Here is a 19,000-nt window from a genome sequence, read left to right as displayed (position 1 = left end):
CCCGAGGAAGGGATTCCCCGCCATGCCGACACTCAGGGCGCTGCTCGCCACCCCGTTGTTGCTAGCGCTGCTCGGCCTGGGAACAGCAACCCTGCCCAGCGAACCACACCTCACGCCCGCAGCGGCCTATCTTCCCCGGCTCGTCGCCCGGGGCGGTGCTCCCACGGCGGCACTGCTGGCCCATCGCGCCTCTTCCGCACCGTACGACACCTATCGCTCGACGGGCCCGGGCATCCGCAGGACGGACCGGTTCCGGGCCGGCAGCATCACCAAGACCTTCGTCGCGACGGTCGTACTCCAACTCGCCCGGGAGAGAAGGCTGCAGCTTTCGGACACCGTCGACCGACTGCTGCCGGGCCTGATCCAGGGCAACGGCAACGACGGCCGCCGCATCACCCTGCGCGCCCTGCTCAGCCACACCAGTGGCCTCTACAACTACACCGCCGACACCTCCGCCCACCCCGTCTCCGCCACCGCCGCGGTCCGTGTCGCCATGGCTCACCGTCCGACGAATGCCCCCGGCGGCTACGCCTACTCCAACACCAATTACGTCGTTCTCGGACTCGTCGTTCAGCGCGTCACCGGACACGACTACGCCACCGAGATCCGCCACCGCATCATCACCCCCCTCCGTCTCACCGGTACCTCCCTGCCAGGCGCCCGTACCTCCCTGCCCGCCCCGCACGGCCGCGGCTATGCCCGCGACCCGGCCGACGGCAGCCTGCGCGATGTCACCGCGCTCGACCCGCGCACGGCAGGTGCGGCCGGGGAGCTGATCTCCACGCTCACCGATCTGAACCGCTTCTACGCGGCGCTGCTGGGCGGGCGTCTCCTCCCGCCCGCCCAGCTGGCGACCCTGCTGAACACCGGTGCCACGCACGGCGTCTACGGCCTGGGCATCTATCCGCAGAAACTCTCCTGCGGCACCACCGTCTGGGGCCACAACGGCCACATAGCAGGCAGTTACGTCCGTACCGCCGCCACGCGCGACGGCCGGCACACCCTGACGTACCGCATCGACACGGACACCCTGACCGCTGCGACGACACTCGAACCGGCGCTCCTCGACGCGGAGTTCTGCGGCCGCGCATCCCACACCTGACCTGGCCTAGAGCGGCACGATGTCCGGCGCCCCGAGCCGTGCGGCGTCCGCCGTGAGATCGTCCGGCTGCCGCTGCGACTCCCGCTCCGCCTGCACCCGCTTCTCGTAGTGCTCGGCCTCCCGGTCGATCTGCCCCGCGTCCCAGCCCAGCACCGGCGCCATCAGCTCCGCACAGATCCGGGCGCTGAGCGTGCCCCGGTCGAAGGTCTCGATGGAGATCCGGGTCCGGCGGGTCAGTACGTCGTCGAGGTGGCGGGCCCCCTCGTGCGAGGCGGCGTAGACGATCTCGGCCTTCAGATAGTCGTCCGCCGACGGCAGCGGCTCGCCCAGCGCCGGGTCGTCGACGATCAGATCGAGCAGCTCCTCCGTCATGGAGCCGTAGCGGTTGAGCAGATGCTCCACCCGGGCGACATGGAGCCCCGTACGGGCCGCGATTCTCGCCCGGGCGTTCCACAGCGCGCGGTATCCCTCCGCGCCCAGGAGCGGAACGTCCTCGGTGACGCACTCCGCCACTCGCTGGTCGAGGCCGTGCACCGCCTCGTCCACGGCGTCCTTCGCCATCACCCGGTACGTCGTGTACTTGCCGCCCGCCACGACCACGAGGCCCGGCAGCGGGTGCGCCACCGTGTGCTCGCGCGAGAGCTTGCTGGTCGCATCCGACTCGCCGGCCAGCAGCGGCCGCAGCCCCGCGTAGACGCCCTGGACGTCGTCCCTGGTCAGGGGTGTGGCCAGGACCGAGTTGACGTGTTCGAGCAGATAGTCGATATCGGCGCTGGACGCCGCCGGGTGCGCCTTGTCCAGGTCCCAGTCCGTGTCCGTCGTCCCGACGATCCAGTGCCGCCCCCACGGGATGACGAAGAGGACGGACTTCTCGGTCCGCAGGATCAGGCCGGTCGAGGAGTGGATGCGGTCCTTCGGGACGACCAGGTGGATGCCCTTGGACGCCCGGACGTGGAACAGCCCGCGCTCCCCGATCAGCGCCTGGGTGTCATCCGTCCAGACCCCGGTCGCGTTGACCACCTGTTTGGCCCTGACCTCGTACTCCCCGCCCGCCTCGACATCCTCCACGCGGGCGCCGACGACCCGCTCACCCTCCCGGAGGAAGCCGATCACCCGTGCCCGGTTCGCCACATGGGCGCCGTATCCGGCGGCGGTGCGCACCAGGGTCGCCACATAGCGGGCGTCGTCCATCTGCGCGTCGTAGTACTGCAACGCCCCGACCAGGGCGTCCTTCCGCAGCGCCGGGGCGACCTGCAGGGCGCGGCGGCGGGAGAGATGCCGGTGGACGGGCAGGCCGCGGCCATGCCCCGACGACACCGACATCGCGTCGTAGAGCGCCACGCCGGAACCGGCGTAGAGCCGCTCCCAGCCCTTGTGCTGCAGCGGATAGAGGAACGGCACGGGCTTCACCAGATGCGGGGCCAGCCGTCCCAGGAGCAGCCCGCGCTCCTTCAGCGCCTCCCGGACGAGCGCGAAGTCGAGCATCTCCAGATACCGCAGCCCGCCGTGGATCAGCTTGCTCGACCTGCTCGATGTGCCCGAGGCCCAGTCGCGCGCCTCGACGAGGCCGGTCGAGAGTCCCCTTGTCGCCGCGTCCAGCGCCGTACCGGCGCCGACCACGCCCGCCCCCACGACCAGCACGTCCAGTTCGCGCTCGGCCATCGCGGCAAGCGCCTCGGCGCGCTCCGCAGGTCCCAGTGTCGCTGTCCTCACTGCTGCCTCCCGGGTAGATCGGGGTGGTCCGACACGCGGTGCGACCCGACCGAGCGGTCGGGCGACCCGTGCCCACCTCTCGATTCTGTCCGCCGTACACGACTTCGGCCACCGCCTGTGGACAACACCAGGACGGCTGAGGCCTCACAATGCGACATATAGGTCATATTTACGCCTAGTCTGACATTGCGCTGTCCCCAGCGGTTGCGCTTTCTGCTCTCATGGTCTTGGACCGACCGGCAAACGGAGGGTGGCGCCCTCCATCTGCCGGTCGGTCCAAGGGAAGGACGGCCCATCCACATGCCCGCAGACCTCGCAGTCATCGGACTCGGCCACCTCGGCCTGCCCCTCGCCCAAACCGCCGTAGCCGCCGGTGTCCAGACCGTCGGCTACGACACCGACCCACGCGCCTACGCGGAACTCGCCGCGGGCCACACCCCCGTCGAGGGGTCGCTCACCGCCTCGGACGTGCGCCGGATGCTCTCGGGGGGTTTCCGGCCCACGACCGACCCGGCCGAACTGGGCCGGGTCCGTACCGCGGTGATCTGCGCGCCCACCCCGCTCGGCGCCGACCGCACCCTCGACCTCACCGCCGTCGGCGACGCGGCCCGCGCGCTCGCCGCCCGGCTGCGCCCGCACACCACCGTCCTGCTGGAATCGGCCGTGCAGCCCGGCACCACCGAGAGTTATGTACTGCCCCTCCTCGAAGAGGGCTCGGGGCTGCGCGCCGGACGCGACTTCCACCTCGCCTACTCCCCCAGCCGCCTCGACCCCGGCAACAGGACCCACGTCTACGCCAACACCCCCAAGGTCATCGGCGGCCTCACCCCCGCCTGCACGGAATCCGCCGCCGCCTTCTACGGCCGGCTCACCGACAAGGTCGTCCGGGCCCGCGGGCCGCGCGAGGCCGAGATGACGAAGGTCCTGGAGACCAACTTCCGGCACGTCAACATCGCCCTGGTCAACGAGATGGCGGTGCTCTGCCACGATCTCGGCGTCGACCTCTGGGACGTCATCAGATGCGCCGAGACCAAGCCCTTCGGCTTCCAGCCGTTCCGTCCGGGCCCCGGCGTCGGCGGCCACGGCGCCCCCGTCGACCCGGGCTACCTCCCCTACAACAGCCGCACCCCGGGCCACCCCTTGCGGATGGTCTCGCTCGCCCAGGAGATCAACGACCGGATGCCGCAGTATGTGATCCAGCGCTGCGCCACCCTCCTGAACGAGCACGGCAAGTCCGTGCGCGGCGCCCGGGTGCTGCTCCTCGGCGTCACCTACAAGCCGGACCTCGCCGACCAGGAGGCCTCCCCCGCCCGGGAGATCGCGACCCGGCTGATGGACATGGGCGCCCAGATCGGCTACCACGACCCGCATGTCCTGGACTGGCGGGTGCGTGAACTCCCGGTCCCGCGCGCCGACTCGCTGTACGAGGCGGCATCGAGCGCCGACCTCACGGTGCTGCTCCAGCACCACCGTACGTACGATCTCCAGGGCCTCGCAGTGAAGGCCCAGCTCCTCCTGGACACCCGGGGCGCGACCCCGGCGGGGGCCGCACACCGGTTGTGAGAAAAGGGTTCCCAAGGGTCGGTGAAGAGCTCCCCAAGGATTTCGGTGGGCGATGTCGTAGGCGGCTGCTAGCCTGCGGCGTCACTTCTCGCACAGTCGTGCGCTTCCGTCCCAGGGGGGATTCCACCATGAGCCAGCCCGTGCCACCGGCGAACCAGCCGAACGGCGCCCAGCCTGCCGGCGGCAACCCGTACGCAGGCCAGCAGCCCGGCCAGCCCGCCGCCCCGACCGGCAACCCGTTCGCGGGCCAGCAGCCCGGTCCGTACGGCCAGCCCGGTCAGCCCGGCGTTCCGTTCGGCGGCGCACCGTTCGCCCCGCCGGCCCCGGCCCGCAACAACCTGGGCCTCGGCCTGATCGCCGCCGTCGTCGCGGCCCTCGTCGCCGCGGGCATCTACGGCGGGATCGTCGGCGCCACCAAGCACGAGATCGGCTACGCGGCCGTGGGTGTCGGCGCCATCGTCGGCTTCGCCGCGGGCAAGCTCGGCGGCCGCAACCCCGTCCTGCCGGTCATCAGCGCCGTCCTCGCGCTGATCGGTGTCTACTTCGGCCAGCTGCTCGGTGAGGCCATCATCATCAGCAAGCAGCTCCCGCTCTCGGTCAGCGAGATCTTCTTCGACCACTTCAGCGACCTGAACAAGGTGTGGAAGGAAGACGCGGACCCGCTGACCTTCGTCTTCATCGTGATCGCCGGCGTCGTGGCCTTCTCGGCCGCGCGCAAGGTGTCCGACTGATCGAAGCCGTCGCCCACGACATACGGGAGGCCCGGACCGCGCCTGCGGTCCGGGCCTCCTTCCGTGCTGCCGAGAGCGATCAGCGGCGGTGCTGCGAGTCCGCCACCGTCACCTCGACGCGCTGGAACTCCTTGAGGTCGCTGTACCCCGTCGTCGCCATCGCCCGGCGCAGCGCACCGAAGATGTTCATCGAACCGTCGGGGGTGTGCGAAGGACCGGTGAGGACCTCCTCGGTCGTGCCGACGGAGCCCAGGTCCACCAGCTTGCCGCGCGGCACGTCCTCGTGGACGGCCTCCATGCCCCAGTGGCGGCCGCGGCCCGGCGCGTCCGTCGCGCGGGCCAGCGGGGAGCCCATCATCACGGCGTCCGCACCACAGGCGATGGCCTTCGGCAGGTCGCCGGACCAGCCGACGCCGCCGTCCGCGATCACGTGCACGTACCGGCCGCCGGACTCGTCCATGTAGTCGCGCCGGGCCCCGGCCACATCGGCGACCGCGGTCGCCATCGGGACCTGGATACCGAAGACGTTGCGCGTGGTGTGCGCGGCGCCGCCGCCGAAGCCGACCAGGACACCGGCCGCACCGGTACGCATCAGGTGCAGGGCTGCGGTGTACGTGGCGCAGCCGCCGACGATCACCGGGACGTCCAGCTCGTAGATGAACTGCTTGAGGTTGAGCGGCTCGGCCGCACCCGAGACGTGCTCGGCGGAGACCGTCGTACCGCGGATGACGAAGATGTCCACACCCGCGTCGACGACGGCCTTGGAGAACTGCGCGGTGCGCTGCGGGGAGAGCGCGGCGGCGGTGACGACACCGGAGTCGCGCACCTCCTTGATGCGCTGCCCGATCAGCTCCTCCTGGATCGGAGCGGAGTAGATCTCCTGGAGGCGGCGGGTCGCGGACTCCACGGGCATCTCGGCGATCTCGTCGAGCAGCGGCTGCGGGTCGGCGTGCCGGGTCCACAGGCCCTCGAGGTTGAGGACACCGAGGCCGCCCAGCTCACCGATGCGGATCGCGGTCTGCGGGGAGACCACGGAGTCCATGGGGGCCGCCAGGAACGGCAGCTCGAAACGGTAGGCGTCGATCTGCCAGGCGATCGAGACCTCCTTCGGGTCGCGGGTACGACGGCTCGGAACGACGGCGATGTCGTCGAATGCGTACGCCCGGCGGCCGCGCTTGCCGCGCCCGATCTCGATCTCAGTCACGATGGTGTGGCCTTTCCCTCTACGTCTGCGTTGTCCAGTATCCCCGACACACGGCTGAGGGGCGGTCCCGGGAACCCCGGGCCGCCCCTCAGCTGCGCTGTTGCGTTACTTCCTGCTGTAGTTCGGCGCCTCGACCGTCATCTGGATGTCGTGCGGGTGGCTCTCCTTGAGACCCGCCGAGGTGATCCGGACGAACCGGCCGTTGGCCTGGAGCTCCGGGACGGTGCGTCCGCCGACGTAGAACATCGACTGGCGCAGACCGCCGGTGAGCTGGTGGACGACCGCGGAGAGCGGGCCGCGGTAGGGGACCTGGCCCTCGATGCCCTCGGGGACCAGCTTCTCGTCGGAGGCGACGCCCTCCTGGAAGTAGCGGTCCTTGGAGAACGACTTGCGGTCGCCACGGGTCTGCATCGCGGCGAGGGAACCCATGCCGCGGTACGACTTGAACTGCTTGCCGTTGATGAAGAGCAGTTCGCCCGGGGACTCCTCGCAGCCCGCGAGGAGCGAGCCGAGCATCACGGTGTCCGCACCGGCCACCAGGGCCTTGGCGATGTCGCCGGAGTACTGCAGGCCGCCGTCACCGATGACCGGGACACCGGCCGCCTTGGCGGCGAGCGAGGCCTCGTAGATCGCGGTGACCTGCGGGACGCCGATGCCGGCGACGACGCGGGTGGTGCAGATGGAGCCGGGGCCCACGCCGACCTTGATGCCGTCGACGCCCGAGTCGATCAGCGCCTGGGCGCCGTCACGGGTGGCGATGTTGCCGCCGATGACGTCGACCGAGGAGTTCGACTTGATCTTGGCGACCATGTCGCCGACCAGCCGGGAGTGACCGTGGGCGGTGTCGACGACGATGAAGTCGACGCCCGCCTCGATGAGCGCCTGGGCCCGCTCGTACGCGTCGCCCGCGACACCCACGGCGGCGCCGACCAGCAGCCGGCCTTCCTTGTCCTTGGCGGCGTTCGGGTACTGCTCGGCCTTGACGAAGTCCTTGACGGTGATGAGGCCCTTGAGGACCCCCGCGTCGTCGACCAGCGGAAGCTTCTCGATCTTGTGGCGGCGCAGCAGCTCCATGGCGTCCACGCCGGAGATGCCGACCTTGCCGGTGACCAGCGGCATCGGCGTCATGACCTCGCGCACCTGGCGCGTGCGGTCCGACTCGAAGGCCATGTCACGGTTGGTGACGATGCCGAGCAGCTTGCCCGCGCCGTCGGTGACCGGGACACCGCTGATACGGAACTTGGCACACAGCTCGTCGGCGTCGCGCAGCGTCGCGTCCGGGTGCACCGTGATCGGGTCGGTGACCATGCCGGACTCGGAGCGCTTCACCAGGTCGACCTGGTTGGCCTGGTCGGCGATGGAGAGGTTGCGGTGCAGCACACCGGCGCCACCCTGCCGGGCCATGGCGATCGCCATGCGGGCCTCGGTGACCTTGTCCATCGCGGCGGAGAGCAGCGGGATGTTCACCCGCACGTTCTTGGAGATGTACGAGGAGGTATCGATCTGGTCGGGCGTCATGTCGGACGCGCCGGGCAGCAGCAGCACGTCGTCGTATGTCAGCCCGAGCGTCGCGAATTTCTCGGGCACTCCGTCGACGTTTGCAGTCATGACACCTTCCCCAAATAGCCTTGATCGGTGCGGATGTCCATGCTAACGGCCTCCGGGGGTGTCTCATTCCACGAGCAAGATCACCTAGCGGTTCTGTAACTTCGTACAGGACCCGGGCAGGGCCCGGCTCACTGCTCCGCGAGGGCCCGCAGCCTGCTGAGCGCCCGGTGCTGAGCGACCCGGACCGCACCCGGAGACATGCCCAGCATCTGTCCGGTCTCCTCGGCGGTCAGACCGACCGCGACCCGCAGAACGAGCAGCTCACGCTGGTTGTCCGGGAGGTTGGCAAGAAGCTTCTTGGCCCAGGCCGCATCGCTGCTGAGCAGTGCGCGCTCCTCGGGCCCGAGCGAATCGTCCGGCCGCTCGGGCATCTCGTCGGAGGGCACGGCCGTCGATCCCGGGTGCCGCATGGCGGCCCGCTGGAGATCGGCGACCTTGTGGCCCGCGATGGCGAAGACAAAGGCTTCGAAGGGTCTGCCGGTGTCCTTGTAGCGCGGCAGAGCCATCAGCACCGCGACACAGACCTCCTGCGCCAGGTCCTCCACGAAGTGGCGAGCATCACCGGGCAGCCGGTTCAGCCGGGACCTGCAGTAGCGCAGCGCGAGGGGGTGGACATGGGCCAGCAGATCATGGGTGGCCTGCGCGTCGCCCTCGACGGCACGGTGCACCAGTGCACCGATCGCTGTCGTCTCGTCGTCGCGCATCGGACCATGTTGCCCCGGAGCCGCGTCATCCGTGCCGCCGGGTCCGTAGTTGTGCACCGAAGCGTTATGAGCGGGTGCGCCGGAAGTCATGTCCTGCGCCCTCCCCTTCCGCTCGACCGAATCGTTCCCGAGGAACTCCACATCTCAAGGATGCGGCATCGGCCGGGAAGCGTCACATACCGCCGGCGCGGAGGGCTCCACCGGCGGGGCGGAGCCCGCCCCGCGCACGTCGGTCACATCGCCCCGTCCGCCGGTGTGCGGACGGGGAATCGAGGACTGCCGGCCATGGCCGGTCCTCAGCGGACCAGGCCCCAGCGGAAGCCGAGCGCCACGGCATGCGCCCGGTCCGAGGCGCCGAGCTTCTTGAACAGACGCCTGGCGTGCGTCTTCACCGTGTCCTCGGAGAGGAACAGCTCACGGCCGATCTCGGCGTTCGAGCGGCCGTGGCTCATTCCTTCGAGCACCTGGATCTCACGCGCGGTGAGCGTCGGCGCCGCACCCATCTCGGCCGACCGCAGCCGGCGGGGGGCGAGCCGCCACGTCGGATCGGCCAGCGCCTGAGTGACGGTGGCCCGCAGCTCCGCGCGGGAGGCGTCCTTGTGCAGATAGCCGCGGGCACCGGCGGCGACCGCGAGCGCGACACCGTCCAGGTCCTCGGCGACGGTCAGCATGATAATCCTGGCGCCGGGGTCGGCGGAGAGCAGCCGCCGGACCGTCTCCACACCCCCCAGACCGGGCATGCGTACGTCCATCAGAATCAGATCCGAACGGTCGGCGCCCCAGCGGCGGAGGACTTCCTCGCCGTTGGCCGCCGTCGTCACACGCTCGACGCCGGGCACGGTCGCGACCGCGCGACGGAGCGCTTCTCGGGCAAGCGGGGAGTCGTCGCAGACGAGGACGGATGTCATGACCGTCCTCCGCAGCTGATGCGCGTCACCTTGAGCCTCCAGGCTGTTACAAGTCGTCACCTGAGCGGTTGACGCTCTCGGACATCTGCCCGATCGCTTTTTCTGTCAACCGCCTCCGCCCTCTCAACGATGGTCACTCGAAAGAGTTACGGGTCGGACGGCCGAGTTCGGCACTCTACGTGAGGACCCGCACACGGAGGAGAGCGACGCGGATCATCCAACCGTCAACCGAAACTTCACATGAAGGTATGCCCTATTTGGCGGGTTTTCTTCCCTTTTACTGGTGTCTGTGGCTAGATTCGCAATCAGTCATATTTACATCTACTTACACCGTAGAAGTAAATGTCATGGGCACGGTCAACAACGGACGACAACGACGATTCCGACTCAGCATGGTTTCGAGGGGACAAGCAATGGCAGATTTCTCCCGGCTTCCCGGACCCAACGCCGATCTGTGGGACTGGCAGCTGTTGGCGGCCTGCCGCGGGGTCGACAGCTCGCTGTTCTTCCACCCGGAAGGTGAACGCGGGGCGGCACGGAGCGCCCGCGAGAACTCGGCGAAAGAGGTCTGTATGCGATGCCCGGTACGTGCCGAGTGCGCAGCACACGCACTGGCGGTGCGAGAGCCCTACGGAGTGTGGGGCGGGCTGACCGAGGACGAACGCGAGGAGCTCATGGGACGGGCCCGCAACCGGCTGATCGCGGCAGCGGCGCCGTCGGGCCTTCCGTCCCCGTCGGGGCACGGCTGATCCCACCCCGCCCGGCACAACAAATACAAAAACGTTTCCGCATTTCACCCGGCCACCGAGGGGGGCCGGGCCACAGGCAGGCCCGCTCAGCGGGCGGCCGCCAGGGACAGCCGGTCGAGGGTGGCCGCCACCGCCGGCACCTGGGCCAGGTCGGGCAGGGTCAGGGCGACGATCTCGCGCTCGATGGCCGGCTCCACCGTCACCGTACGGGCCCCCTTGGGGCGTACCGACTCGATTGCCAGCTCCGGCAGCACGGCCACCCCCAGACCGGCGCCGACCAGGCCGATCACTGCCGGGTAGTCGTCGGTGGCGAAGTCGATCCGGGGCGTGAAGCCGGACTCCTCGCAGACCTCCACCAGCTGGCGGCGGCAGCGCGGGCAGCCCGCGATCCACGACTCGTCGGCCAGCTCGGCGATGCCGACGGCGGCCGAACCGGCCAGCCGGTGCCCCTCGGGGACCAGGCCGATCAGCCGGTCGGTGAGCAACGGGCGTACGACCAGGTCGTCCCACTCCGCACCGGAGGCGCCGTAACGGAACGCCAGCGCGATGTCGCAATCGCCCTCTCGCAGCATCTCGACCGAGCGCGGCGGCTCGGCCTCGACCAGGGAGACCCGGGTGCCGGGGTGGGCCGCGCGCAGCGCCGCGAGGGCGCCGGGGACCAGTGTGGAGCTGCCACTGGGGAACGAGACGAGCCGGACCCGGCCTGCCCGCAGCCCGGCGATCGCAGCAACCTCCTCCTCGGCGGCGGTGAGCCCGGCGAGGATTCCGGAGGCGTGCCGGACGAGGGCCTCGCCCGCCTGAGTGAGCCGCATCTCGCGTCCCGTACGGATCAGCAGGGTGGTCCCCGCAGAGGCTTCCAGTGCCTTCATCTGCTGGCTGACCGCCGGCTGGGTGCAGCCCAGTTCGCGGGCGGCGGCGGAGAACGAGCCGGTGGCGGCCACGGCGCGCAGGACACGGAGATGACGGGCTTCGATCACAACTCAACCATAAGCGATTCTTGGGTTGCGTGCGAGTTATTGACGCGCATCTTTGAGGGTGGAGTGGTTAGCGTTCTCCGTATGAAGCCGATGAAGCTGCTGACTGTGAATGTGGGACGGCCCGAGGCCGTCGACTACACCGACGCCCCCGGCGGCGCGACCGGGATCGACAAGCGGCCGGCCGACGGCCCCGTACGCGTCACCGACCCCGGCCCCAAAGGCACCGGCGGCAGCGGCCTGGCCGGTGACGCGGTGTGCGATCTGCGCCACCACGGCGGCTCCGACCAGGCCGTGTACGCGTTCACCCGCGAGGAACTCGACGTCTGGGAGCGGGAGCTCGGCCGCCCGCTGGCCAATGGCACGTTCGGCGAGAACCTGACGACCAGCGGCCTGGACGTGAGCGGCGCGAAGATCGGCGAGCGCTGGCGGATCGGCCCCGACCTGGTCCTGGAGGTCACGTCGAGCCGGATTCCCTGCCGTACGTTCGCCGGCCATGTCGACGAGAAGCGCTGGGTCAAGCGGTTCACACAGGCGGCTGCCCCGGGTGCCTACCTGCGGGTGATCGAGCCGGGCGAGATCCGCGCCGGGGACCCGGTCGAGATCGTGCACCGGCCGGACCACGACGTCACCGTGGAGCTGGACTTCCTGGCCTCGACGACGCGCCGGGAGCTGCTCCCGAAGCTGCTCCCGGCGCGGGACGCGCTGCATCCCGAGACGCTGCGTGCCGCTCTGAAGTACGTGGAGACGGAGGCGGCGGACGACTGATCGCGGCGTGCCGGACAGGCACTAACGTGCCGCGTATGACGACTGCACTGATTACGGGCGCGACCGCAGGGATCGGAGCCGCATTCGCGCGGCGGCTCGCGGCCGATGGGCACAACCTGGTGCTGGTGGCGCGCAACACCGAGCGGCTGCGCGAGCAGGCGACCGAACTGCACGACCGGCACGGTATCGAGGCCGAGGTGCTGACGGCCGACCTGTCCGAGGACAAGGGGATCGCTGCGGTCGAGGCCCGGTTGACGGACCGTCACCAGCCGGTCGATCTACTGGTCAACAATGCCGGGTTCGGCAACAAGGGCCGCTATCTGGATGTGTCCATGGCCGATGAGCTGAACATGCTGAAGGTGCACTGCGAGGCGGTGCTGCGGCTGACCTCGGCGGCCGCGGCCGGGATGCGGGAGCGCGGGCGGGGCGGGGTCGTCAATGTGGCCTCGGTGGCGGCGTTCGTGCCGCGCGGGACGTACGGCGCGTCCAAGGCGTGGGTCGTGCAGTTCACCCAGGGCGCGGCGAAGGACCTGGCCGGTTCGGGGGTGCGGCTGATGGCGCTGTGCCCCGGCTTCGTACGGACCGAGTTCCACGAGCGGGCCGGGATGGGGACCGGCAACATCCCGGGCTGGATGTGGCTCGACGCGGACAAGCTGGTGGCGACGGCCCTGGCGGACCTGGCACACGGTAAGTCGGTCTCGGTCCCGGACCCGCGGTACAAGGCGTTGATGGGGCTCGTGAAGGTGACGCCGCGCGGCCTGCTCGGAGGGGTCACCTCCAAGACAGGCCGCAAGTACGGGCCACAGTGAGTGGGTTACCGAGTGGGCGGTTGCCGAATGGGCGGCTACCTCACCCCGCGGCCCGCGTAGGCGCCGATGTTGGGGGCGCCGGGCTTCAGCTCGTTGCCGAAGTAGTCCTTGCCGCCGTTGTTCTCGATGACGGCTCCGGCGGCGAGGGCGGGAGAGCCCGCACCGAGCCGGAAGTCGGGTCGGAGCTTCGGATCGGCCGTGATGCCGCCGGGGTCGGGGCGGGTCATGTCGATGCCGTAGAAGGCGTTGTGGTCGAAGGAGAGCCCGGGTGTCGGGTTCTTGAAGGCGTAGCCGCCGGTGCCCTCGCTCACGAAGATGTTGTTCCGGATGGACAGTTCGTGCTGGGTGGTGGCGGGGCTGCCGGCGTCGTCCTGGACGAGGTAGCCGGGGATCTGCACCTTGTTGTGGAAGGTGTTGTTGTTGATCTCCGTGCCGAGGATCGGGCCCCAGCAGTTCTGGATCAGGCGGGCACCGTCGTTGCGGCTGACGTTGTAGCGGGCGACCGTGCCGATGGTCTTGGCGCCGCTGTACGGGCAGATCAGCAGGAAGCCGCCCTTGTTGTCGTGGCTGTAGTTGTACTGGAAGACCGTGTTCTGCGAGGCGCCGTCGGCGTCGAAGGACATCCCGTCGTGGGTGTTGCCGCCGCCCGAGACCTCGTTGTACTCGACGGTCGTGTCGTCGGTGTTGAAGGTCCAGATGCCCGCGTTGGCGGAGGGCGAGCGCAGCTGGAAGCCGTCGACCCGGTTGTGGTCGACGCGGGCACCACTGGTGGTGTCGAGCTTCATGCCGTCGCCTGCCAGGGACTTCAGCGTGTTGTGGTGGACGCGGACTCCGGTGCTCGGCGTCCACTCCCCCGGGTAGACGTTCGGGTCCTGCTGCTGGCCGACCAGATCACGCTTGGAGAAGGTCGATTTGAAGTAGATGCCCTCGCGATCGACGTCCTCGATGCGGTTGTGCCCGATGTCCAGGCCGTCGTACCGGCTCGCCTTCGTCTTGCCCTCGACCGCGATATGGATCGCGCTGGAGCCGGACACCGTCTTGTAGTCGCCGCCGCGCACATCGTGGATGTAGAGGCCGGAGATGTCGAAGCCGCGGGCGGTGCCGTAGTCGGTGAGGCGAAGGCGGACGCCGTTGCGCTCGCTGCCGGGGTTGTCGGCGTTGGTGATCTCCAGGGCCTTGAGGTGCACGTACTGCATGTTGGAGAGCAGCACGACATCGTGGGCGCCCGCGCCGTCCAGCTTGGCGCGGGCCGGGCCGTTGCCGTAGTCGGCGATGGTGAACGGTGCGCGGGCGGAGCCGGTGCCCTCGGGGGCGAGTGTGCCGGTGCAGGTGGCGCCGCGTTTGAAGAGCAGCCGGTCGCCGGGGCCATAGGTGTGCGCGTTGGCCTCGGCGAGCGTGGTCCAGGGGTGCTGCTTGCTGCCGGTGGCGTCGGCCGGGGCGGCTGTGCAGTCGACGTGGAAGGTACGACCGGTGGGTGCGGCCTGTGCGGCGCTCTGGCCGGCAACGGTCAGACCGGCGGCGGCCGTCAGAGCCGCGAGCGTCGCAGCAGTGACGCGATGTCTCACAATTCCTCCGTACGAACAGTCAGGGACGGGACGAGTCGGCATCGCCGGAATCCTGGACTCGGATTGATCGAACGTCAATGGAATGCGTTTGAATGATCGAAACCCCCATCGTTCGATCACGTTGGTCTAGGGTCGGACAACGGCTCCGGCACCGGCCGGACCGGGGGCCGGGCCACACACTGCGAGGGGACTGCTGCCGTGCGCGAAAGTGCTGCTGAACGTCATGACCGCCTGCTGGGGCTGGTACGGGAAAGGGGCTCGGCCCGGGTCTCGGACCTGGCCTCGCAGCTGGGGGTCTCGCCCGTCACGGTGCGCCGGGACGTGGAGGAGCTGGCCGGCCGGGGCCTGCTCGACCGGGTCCACGGCTCGGTGTCCTGGCCGCAGAACGCCGCCCCCGCCGCGGCGGGGCCCGGCGGCACCGGCACCGGCCTGGTCCTCGGTATGCTCGCGCCCTCGTCGACCTACTACTTCGCCGAGGTCATCCGTGGGGCACACGAGGCCGCAGCCAGGGCGGGTGCGCGGCTGATCCTGCGGATCTCCGACTACCGGCCGCAGGAGGACCACGCCCGCACCGAGGGCCTGCTCTCCGCGGGCGCCGAGGGGCTGCTGGTCGCGCCGGGCTGGCAGCACCCCGGCGACCCCGACGCGTTCGGCGACTGGATCGCCTCGCTGCCCGTGCCGACCGTCCTGCTGGAGCGCAGGCCCACCGCGGGATCCCCGCTGGACTGCCTGGACCGGGTCTGCTCGGACCACGCGCACGGGGTGCTGCTCGCCGTACGCCACCTGGTGGATCTCGGGCACGGGGCACCGCTGTTGATGGCTCGGGCGGACTCCCCGACCGCCGTCGCGGTGCGCTCCGGGTACGAGGAGGCCCTGGCCTTGCTCGGGCTGCGCGCACCGCAGGACGTGATCGATTCCGTACCGGCCGAACTCACTCCGGACGCGTTCGAACAGGCCGTGCAGACACTGCGTGAGGCGGTCCACTCGGGGGTGGCGACGGCGGCGCTGATCCACAACGACGTGGACGCGATCCAGGTGGTGCAGCGCCTGGCCGAGCTGGGCGTACGGGTGCCGGACGATCTGGCGCTGATCGCGTACGACGACGAGGTGGCGGCCCTCGCGGACACCCCTCTCACGGCGGTGGCACCGCCCAAGCGCGAAGTGGGCCGTCATGCGACGGAACTGCTGGTGGAGCGGCTCGGCCGGGGCGCGGACACGCCCCGGCGTCATCTGACGCTGCTTCCGCAGCTGCGGGTCCGGGACTCGTGCGGAGCACCCCTCTCATAGGCGATGAAGCAGGCGATGATGCAGGCGTTGCAGTCGACTTGCAGCAGGCGTCCTCGCGGCCTCGCGGCCCCTCCCGCGGGGCATTCCGCCCGCTTCCGTACGTAACTTATCTGATCTTTTTTCGATCACTCGCTCTTTCGCTCTTGACTTCGGTCACGACTGGTCCAAGGATCACGGCCAACGCCAATGTCGTCGCCTGTTCAGGAGCCTCGCTGTGAGCCGCAGTTCGAGCAGAACGTCCCTCGCCGTAGTCGGCGCCGCCACCGCCCTCGCCGTACTCACGGCCTGTGGCGGCAGCGGCGACGACAATGCCGCCGCCGGAAGCGACGGCAAGCCCGTCAGCATCACCTTCTGGGGCTGGGCCAAGGGGTCCAAGGAGGTCGTTGACGCGTTCAACGCCTCGCACAAGAACATCAAGGTGGTGTACGAGGAGATCCCGTCCGGCAACGCGGGCGGCTACGCCAAGATCTCCAACGCGGTGAAGGCGGGCAACGCCCCCGATCTGGTCTCCATCGAGTACCCGCAGCTTCCGGAGTACGTCAGTCAGGGCGCGCTCCAGGACATCGGCCAGTACTTCACCGACGACATCAGGGAGAAGCTGCTGCCGCAGGCGGTCGAGCTGACGACGCTCGGCGGCAAGAACTGGGCTGTCCCGTTCGACGCCTCGCCGCAGTCCTTCTACTACCGCAAGGACCTGTTCGAGAAGTACGGCGTCGAGGTCCCCAAGACCTGGGACGAGTTCCGCAAGGCCGCCGAGAAGATCAAGAAGGCCGACAAGAAGGCCCGTATCGGCACCTTCTTCCCCGATGACCCGACCACGTTCCAGGCGATGGCCTGGCAGGCCGGCGCCCAGTGGTACAAGCCCGAGGGCGACACCTGGAAGGTCAGCACGGCCGACGCGGCCACCAACAAGGTCGCCGACTACTGGCAGGGCCTGCTCGACGACGACCTGATCCGCGCCAACGCCTCGTTCAGCCCCGAGTGGACCAACTCCCTGAAGAACGGCGGCACCGTCGGCTACCTCGGCGCCGCCTGGGGTGCGGGCGTCCTCAAGGGCACGCTGCCCGAGCAGAGCGGCAAGTGGGCCGTCGCCCCGATGCCCAGCTGGGGCGGCAAGCCGGCCAGCGGCATGCTCGGCGGCTCCACCTTCGCGGTGACGAAGACCAGCAAGAAGGCCGAGGCCGCGGTCGAGTTCGCCACCTGGATGTCGACCACCGAGGAAGGCATCAAGGCCCGGATCGAGTCCGGCACTTCGAGCGCCTTCCCGGCCGCGGCGGCGCTGCGCCCGGTGGCGAAGAAGTCCTTCGACGCGGACTTCTACGGCGGCGAGGACATCTACCAGGTGTTCGAGGACGCCGCGACGTCCATCGGCCCCGACTGGAACTGGGGCCCGACGACCGGCACGACGAACACCACCATCAAGGACCAGTTCGGCAAGGTCGCCAGCGGCGGCACCACCATCAAGGACGCGGTGAAGGCCGGGCACGACGCCACGGTCGCCGAGCTGAAGAAGCGCGGTCTGAAGGTCGAGGACGCAGGCTGATGAAGCGCGCCCGGACGACCAGAGCCGCCGCCATCCTGCTGGGGCCCTTCTTCGTACTGTTCACCGTGGCCATGGTGCTGCCGATCGGATACGCGGTCTGGCTCAGCCTGTTCACCGAGAAACAGTCCGGCCTGGGCTTCGGCGGCACCGAGACCGTCTTCAGCGGACTCGACAACTACACGGCGGCCCTGGGCGACCGGGCGTTCCGCGAGGGCTTCGGCGTACTCCTCGGATACTGCCTGTTCTACATTCCGCTGCTGCTCATCGGGGCCCTCGCCCTCGCCCTGCTGCTGGACTCCGCGCTGGCCCGCGCCCGCCGGTTCTTCCAGCTCGCGCTCTTCCTGCCGCACGCCGTGCCCGGCATCATCGCCGCGCTGATCTGGGTCTACCTCTACACACCCCAGCTCAGCCCGGTGGTCAGCGCCATGGAATCCGGCGGAATCGGCTTCGACTTCTTCTCACCCGAGGGTGCCCTCCCCTCCATCGTCAACATCGCCCTGTGGGAGTGGCTCGGCTACAACATGGTGATCTTCTATGCCGCGTTGCAGGCGATCGACCGCTCCGTACTCGAAGCGGCCACGGTCGACGGGGCCGGTTCCTGGCGCGTCGCACTCAGCATCAAGGTCCCGCTGATCCGCGCCTCGGTCGTGATGGTCGCGCTGTTCACGGTCATCGGCTCGCTCCAGCTGTTCACAGAGCCGCTGATCCTCAACAAGGGGACCGGTTCCGCCGTCTCCTCCACCTGGACGCCGAACATGTACGCGTACACCGCGGCCTTCGAACGCAACGACTACGGTCTCGCCGCGGCCGCCTCCATCCTGCTGGCGCTCACGGCCGCACTGCTGTCCTTCGTCGTCACCCGCTTCACCGGCCGGAAGGGCAAGAAAGCATGAACTCCCCCGCTTCCCGCGGCCGCTGGATGTCGAAGACCGCGGTCAACGGCTTCCTTCTGCTCGCCGTCGTCTACATGCTCTTCCCCCTCGTCTGGCTGGTCACCGCCGCCACGAAGGACACCGGCGGTCTGCTCGCGGGCAACGCCTTCTCCTTCGAGGGCTTCAACCTCGGCGAGAATCTGTCGAACCTGGCCTCCTACGGCGACGGCATCTACTTCCGCTGGTACCTCAACAGCCTCTTCTACGCGGGCGGCGGGGCGATCGTCTGTTCGCTGATCTGTGTCGCCGCGGGGTACGCCTTCGACAAGTACGAATTCCGGGGCAAGGAGAAGCTGTTCGGCCTCGTGCTGATGGGCGTGCTCGTCCCCACCACCGCGCTCGCGCTGCCGATGTATCTCCTGGCCTCCAAGACCGGCCTGGTCAACACATACTGGTCCGTACTGATCCCGGTGCTCGTCAATCCGTTCGGTGTGTATCTCGCCCGGGTGTTCAGCACCGGCTACATACCGAACGAGGCCCTGGAGGCCGCCCGTATCGACGGGGCCGGCGAGCTGCGCGTCTTCTGGTCCATCGGACTGCGCATGGTCATGCCGGGCTTCGTGACCGTCTTCCTCTTCCAGTTCACCGCGATCTGGAACAACTTCTTCCTCCCCCTCGTGATGCTCTCGGACCGCAAGCTCTTCCCGCTGAGCCTCGGTCTGTACTCCTGGAACACCAACACCCACGGCGAGCCGAGCTTCTATCCGCTCGTCGTCACCGGCTCCCTCCTCGCCGTCATCCCCCTGATCGTCGCCTTCGTCTCGCTGCAGCGGCACTGGAAGGCCGGTCTGACCGCCGGCAGCGTCAAGTGACTCTCACGCGAGACCTGAGGAGTACGAG

The 19,000-nt window shown here is 69.3% G+C and carries 17 protein-coding genes; 10 read left to right on the top strand and 7 right to left on the bottom strand.

Going from position 1 to position 19,000, the window contains the following annotated elements:
* Nucleotides 1-22 precede the first annotated feature (22 nt).
* Nucleotides 23-1,102, top strand: coding sequence for a serine hydrolase domain-containing protein (locus tag ACZ7IB_RS07385; RefSeq protein ID WP_470909941.1), 1,080 nt, complete (start codon nt 23-25; stop codon nt 1,100-1,102).
* 6 nt (nt 1,103-1,108) lie between these two features.
* On the opposite strand, the gene ACZ7IB_RS07380 is transcribed toward ACZ7IB_RS07385, so the two are convergent.
* A complete protein-coding gene (locus ACZ7IB_RS07380; RefSeq protein WP_470909940.1) occupies nt 1,109-2,815 on the bottom strand; it encodes a glycerol-3-phosphate dehydrogenase/oxidase in 1,707 nt (568 codons plus the stop codon).
* A gap of 300 nt (nt 2,816-3,115) precedes the next feature.
* Between ACZ7IB_RS07380 and ACZ7IB_RS07375 the strand changes: the two genes are divergently transcribed.
* Nucleotides 3,116-4,378 (top strand): nucleotide sugar dehydrogenase, encoded by a 1,263-nt coding sequence (locus tag ACZ7IB_RS07375; protein ID WP_470909939.1) that lies wholly within the window; start codon nt 3,116-3,118, stop codon nt 4,376-4,378.
* Nucleotides 4,379-4,506: 128 nt separating this feature from the next.
* A complete protein-coding gene (locus tag ACZ7IB_RS07370; protein WP_470909937.1) occupies nt 4,507-5,109 on the top strand; it encodes a hypothetical protein in 603 nt (200 codons plus the stop codon).
* Nucleotides 5,110-5,188: 79 nt separating this feature from the next.
* Here ACZ7IB_RS07370 and ACZ7IB_RS07365 read toward each other — a convergent pair whose 3' ends face one another.
* The 4 genes from ACZ7IB_RS07365 to ACZ7IB_RS07350 all read right to left on the bottom strand — a co-directional run bounded on the left by ACZ7IB_RS07365 (nt 5,189) and on the right by ACZ7IB_RS07350 (nt 9,533).
* Nucleotides 5,189-6,313, bottom strand: coding sequence for a GuaB3 family IMP dehydrogenase-related protein (locus ACZ7IB_RS07365; RefSeq protein ID WP_072486665.1), 1,125 nt, complete (start codon nt 6,311-6,313; stop codon nt 5,189-5,191).
* A gap of 105 nt (nt 6,314-6,418) precedes the next feature.
* Nucleotides 6,419-7,921, bottom strand: coding sequence for an IMP dehydrogenase (gene guaB, locus ACZ7IB_RS07360; RefSeq protein ID WP_114246150.1), 1,503 nt, complete (start codon nt 7,919-7,921; stop codon nt 6,419-6,421).
* Between the two features lie 128 nt (nt 7,922-8,049).
* Entirely contained in the window at nt 8,050-8,625 is a 576-nt protein-coding gene (locus tag ACZ7IB_RS07355; protein WP_148838753.1) for a sigma-70 family RNA polymerase sigma factor, read from the bottom strand.
* 296 nt (nt 8,626-8,921) lie between these two features.
* Nucleotides 8,922-9,533 (bottom strand): response regulator transcription factor, encoded by a 612-nt coding sequence (locus ACZ7IB_RS07350; RefSeq protein ID WP_003948568.1) that lies wholly within the window; start codon nt 9,531-9,533, stop codon nt 8,922-8,924.
* Nucleotides 9,534-9,946: 413 nt separating this feature from the next.
* Here ACZ7IB_RS07350 and ACZ7IB_RS07345 point away from each other — a divergent pair, with 413 nt between their 5' ends.
* Nucleotides 9,947-10,282, top strand: coding sequence for a WhiB family transcriptional regulator (locus ACZ7IB_RS07345; RefSeq protein WP_093893461.1), 336 nt, complete (start codon nt 9,947-9,949; stop codon nt 10,280-10,282).
* An 86-nt stretch (nt 10,283-10,368) separates the two neighbouring features.
* On the opposite strand, the gene ACZ7IB_RS07340 is transcribed toward ACZ7IB_RS07345, so the two are convergent.
* A complete protein-coding gene (locus ACZ7IB_RS07340; RefSeq protein ID WP_383976119.1) occupies nt 10,369-11,259 on the bottom strand; it encodes a LysR family transcriptional regulator in 891 nt (296 codons plus the stop codon).
* A gap of 90 nt (nt 11,260-11,349) precedes the next feature.
* Here ACZ7IB_RS07340 and ACZ7IB_RS07335 point away from each other — a divergent pair, with 90 nt between their 5' ends.
* The gene (locus tag ACZ7IB_RS07335; protein ID WP_470910442.1) at nt 11,350-12,024 is read left to right on the top strand and encodes an MOSC domain-containing protein; all 675 of its coding nucleotides are present in this window, start codon (nt 11,350-11,352) and stop codon (nt 12,022-12,024) included.
* Between the two features lie 35 nt (nt 12,025-12,059).
* The gene (locus tag ACZ7IB_RS07330) at nt 12,060-12,833 is read left to right on the top strand and encodes an SDR family NAD(P)-dependent oxidoreductase (RefSeq protein WP_470909931.1); all 774 of its coding nucleotides are present in this window, start codon (nt 12,060-12,062) and stop codon (nt 12,831-12,833) included.
* A 35-nt stretch (nt 12,834-12,868) separates the two neighbouring features.
* Here the strand turns inward: ACZ7IB_RS07330 and ACZ7IB_RS07325 are convergent, their stop codons facing one another.
* Entirely contained in the window at nt 12,869-14,398 is a 1,530-nt protein-coding gene (locus ACZ7IB_RS07325; protein WP_470909929.1) for a hypothetical protein, read from the bottom strand.
* Nucleotides 14,399-14,596: 198 nt separating this feature from the next.
* Here ACZ7IB_RS07325 and ACZ7IB_RS07320 point away from each other — a divergent pair, with 198 nt between their 5' ends.
* From ACZ7IB_RS07320 to ACZ7IB_RS07305, 4 genes are all read left to right on the top strand, one after another.
* Nucleotides 14,597-15,685 carry a LacI family DNA-binding transcriptional regulator gene (locus tag ACZ7IB_RS07320; RefSeq protein ID WP_470909926.1) on the top strand — a complete coding sequence of 363 codons (1,089 nt, stop codon included), beginning with the start codon at nt 14,597-14,599 and terminating at the stop codon, nt 15,683-15,685.
* Between the two features lie 214 nt (nt 15,686-15,899).
* Nucleotides 15,900-17,228, top strand: a complete 1,329-nt coding sequence (locus tag ACZ7IB_RS07315; protein WP_470909924.1) for an ABC transporter substrate-binding protein — start codon at nt 15,900-15,902, stop codon at nt 17,226-17,228.
* Nucleotides 17,228-18,121 (top strand): carbohydrate ABC transporter permease, encoded by an 894-nt coding sequence (locus tag ACZ7IB_RS07310; protein WP_470909922.1) that lies wholly within the window; start codon nt 17,228-17,230, stop codon nt 18,119-18,121. Before ACZ7IB_RS07315 ends, ACZ7IB_RS07310 begins: the two co-directional genes overlap by 1 nt.
* On the top strand, nt 18,118-18,972 hold the full coding sequence (locus tag ACZ7IB_RS07305; protein WP_093893467.1) for a carbohydrate ABC transporter permease: 855 nt from the start codon (nt 18,118-18,120) through the stop codon (nt 18,970-18,972). Before ACZ7IB_RS07310 ends, ACZ7IB_RS07305 begins: the two co-directional genes overlap by 4 nt.
* Nucleotides 18,973-19,000: the final 28 nt, after the last annotated feature.

The organism is Streptomyces sp. NPDC037301, from assembly GCF_055602785.1.
The sequence above is the reverse complement of the archived record's forward strand: the minus strand, read 5'-3'. Positions and strand labels throughout refer to the sequence as shown.

Bases quoted from the DNA above. Each gene is read 5' to 3' on its own strand.
- ACZ7IB_RS07330 (WP_470909931.1), top strand. From the start codon at position 12,060: ATGACGACTGCACTGATTACGGGCGCGACCGCAGGGATCGGAGCCGCA.
- ACZ7IB_RS07305 (WP_093893467.1), top strand. From the start codon at position 18,118: ATGAACTCCCCCGCTTCCCGCGGCCGCTGGATGTCGAAGACCGCGGTC.
- ACZ7IB_RS07370 (WP_470909937.1), top strand. From the start codon at position 4,507: ATGAGCCAGCCCGTGCCACCGGCGAACCAGCCGAACGGCGCCCAGCCT.
- ACZ7IB_RS07310 (WP_470909922.1), top strand. From the start codon at position 17,228: ATGAAGCGCGCCCGGACGACCAGAGCCGCCGCCATCCTGCTGGGGCCC.
- ACZ7IB_RS07355 (WP_148838753.1), bottom strand. From the start codon at position 8,625: ATGCGCGACGACGAGACGACAGCGATCGGTGCACTGGTGCACCGTGCC.
- ACZ7IB_RS07350 (WP_003948568.1), bottom strand. From the start codon at position 9,533: ATGACATCCGTCCTCGTCTGCGACGACTCCCCGCTTGCCCGAGAAGCG.
- guaB (WP_114246150.1), bottom strand. From the start codon at position 7,921: ATGACTGCAAACGTCGACGGAGTGCCCGAGAAATTCGCGACGCTCGGG.
- ACZ7IB_RS07385 (WP_470909941.1), top strand. From the start codon at position 23: ATGCCGACACTCAGGGCGCTGCTCGCCACCCCGTTGTTGCTAGCGCTG.
- ACZ7IB_RS07335 (WP_470910442.1), top strand. From the start codon at position 11,350: ATGAAGCTGCTGACTGTGAATGTGGGACGGCCCGAGGCCGTCGACTAC.
- ACZ7IB_RS07345 (WP_093893461.1), top strand. From the start codon at position 9,947: ATGGCAGATTTCTCCCGGCTTCCCGGACCCAACGCCGATCTGTGGGAC.
- ACZ7IB_RS07375 (WP_470909939.1), top strand. From the start codon at position 3,116: ATGCCCGCAGACCTCGCAGTCATCGGACTCGGCCACCTCGGCCTGCCC.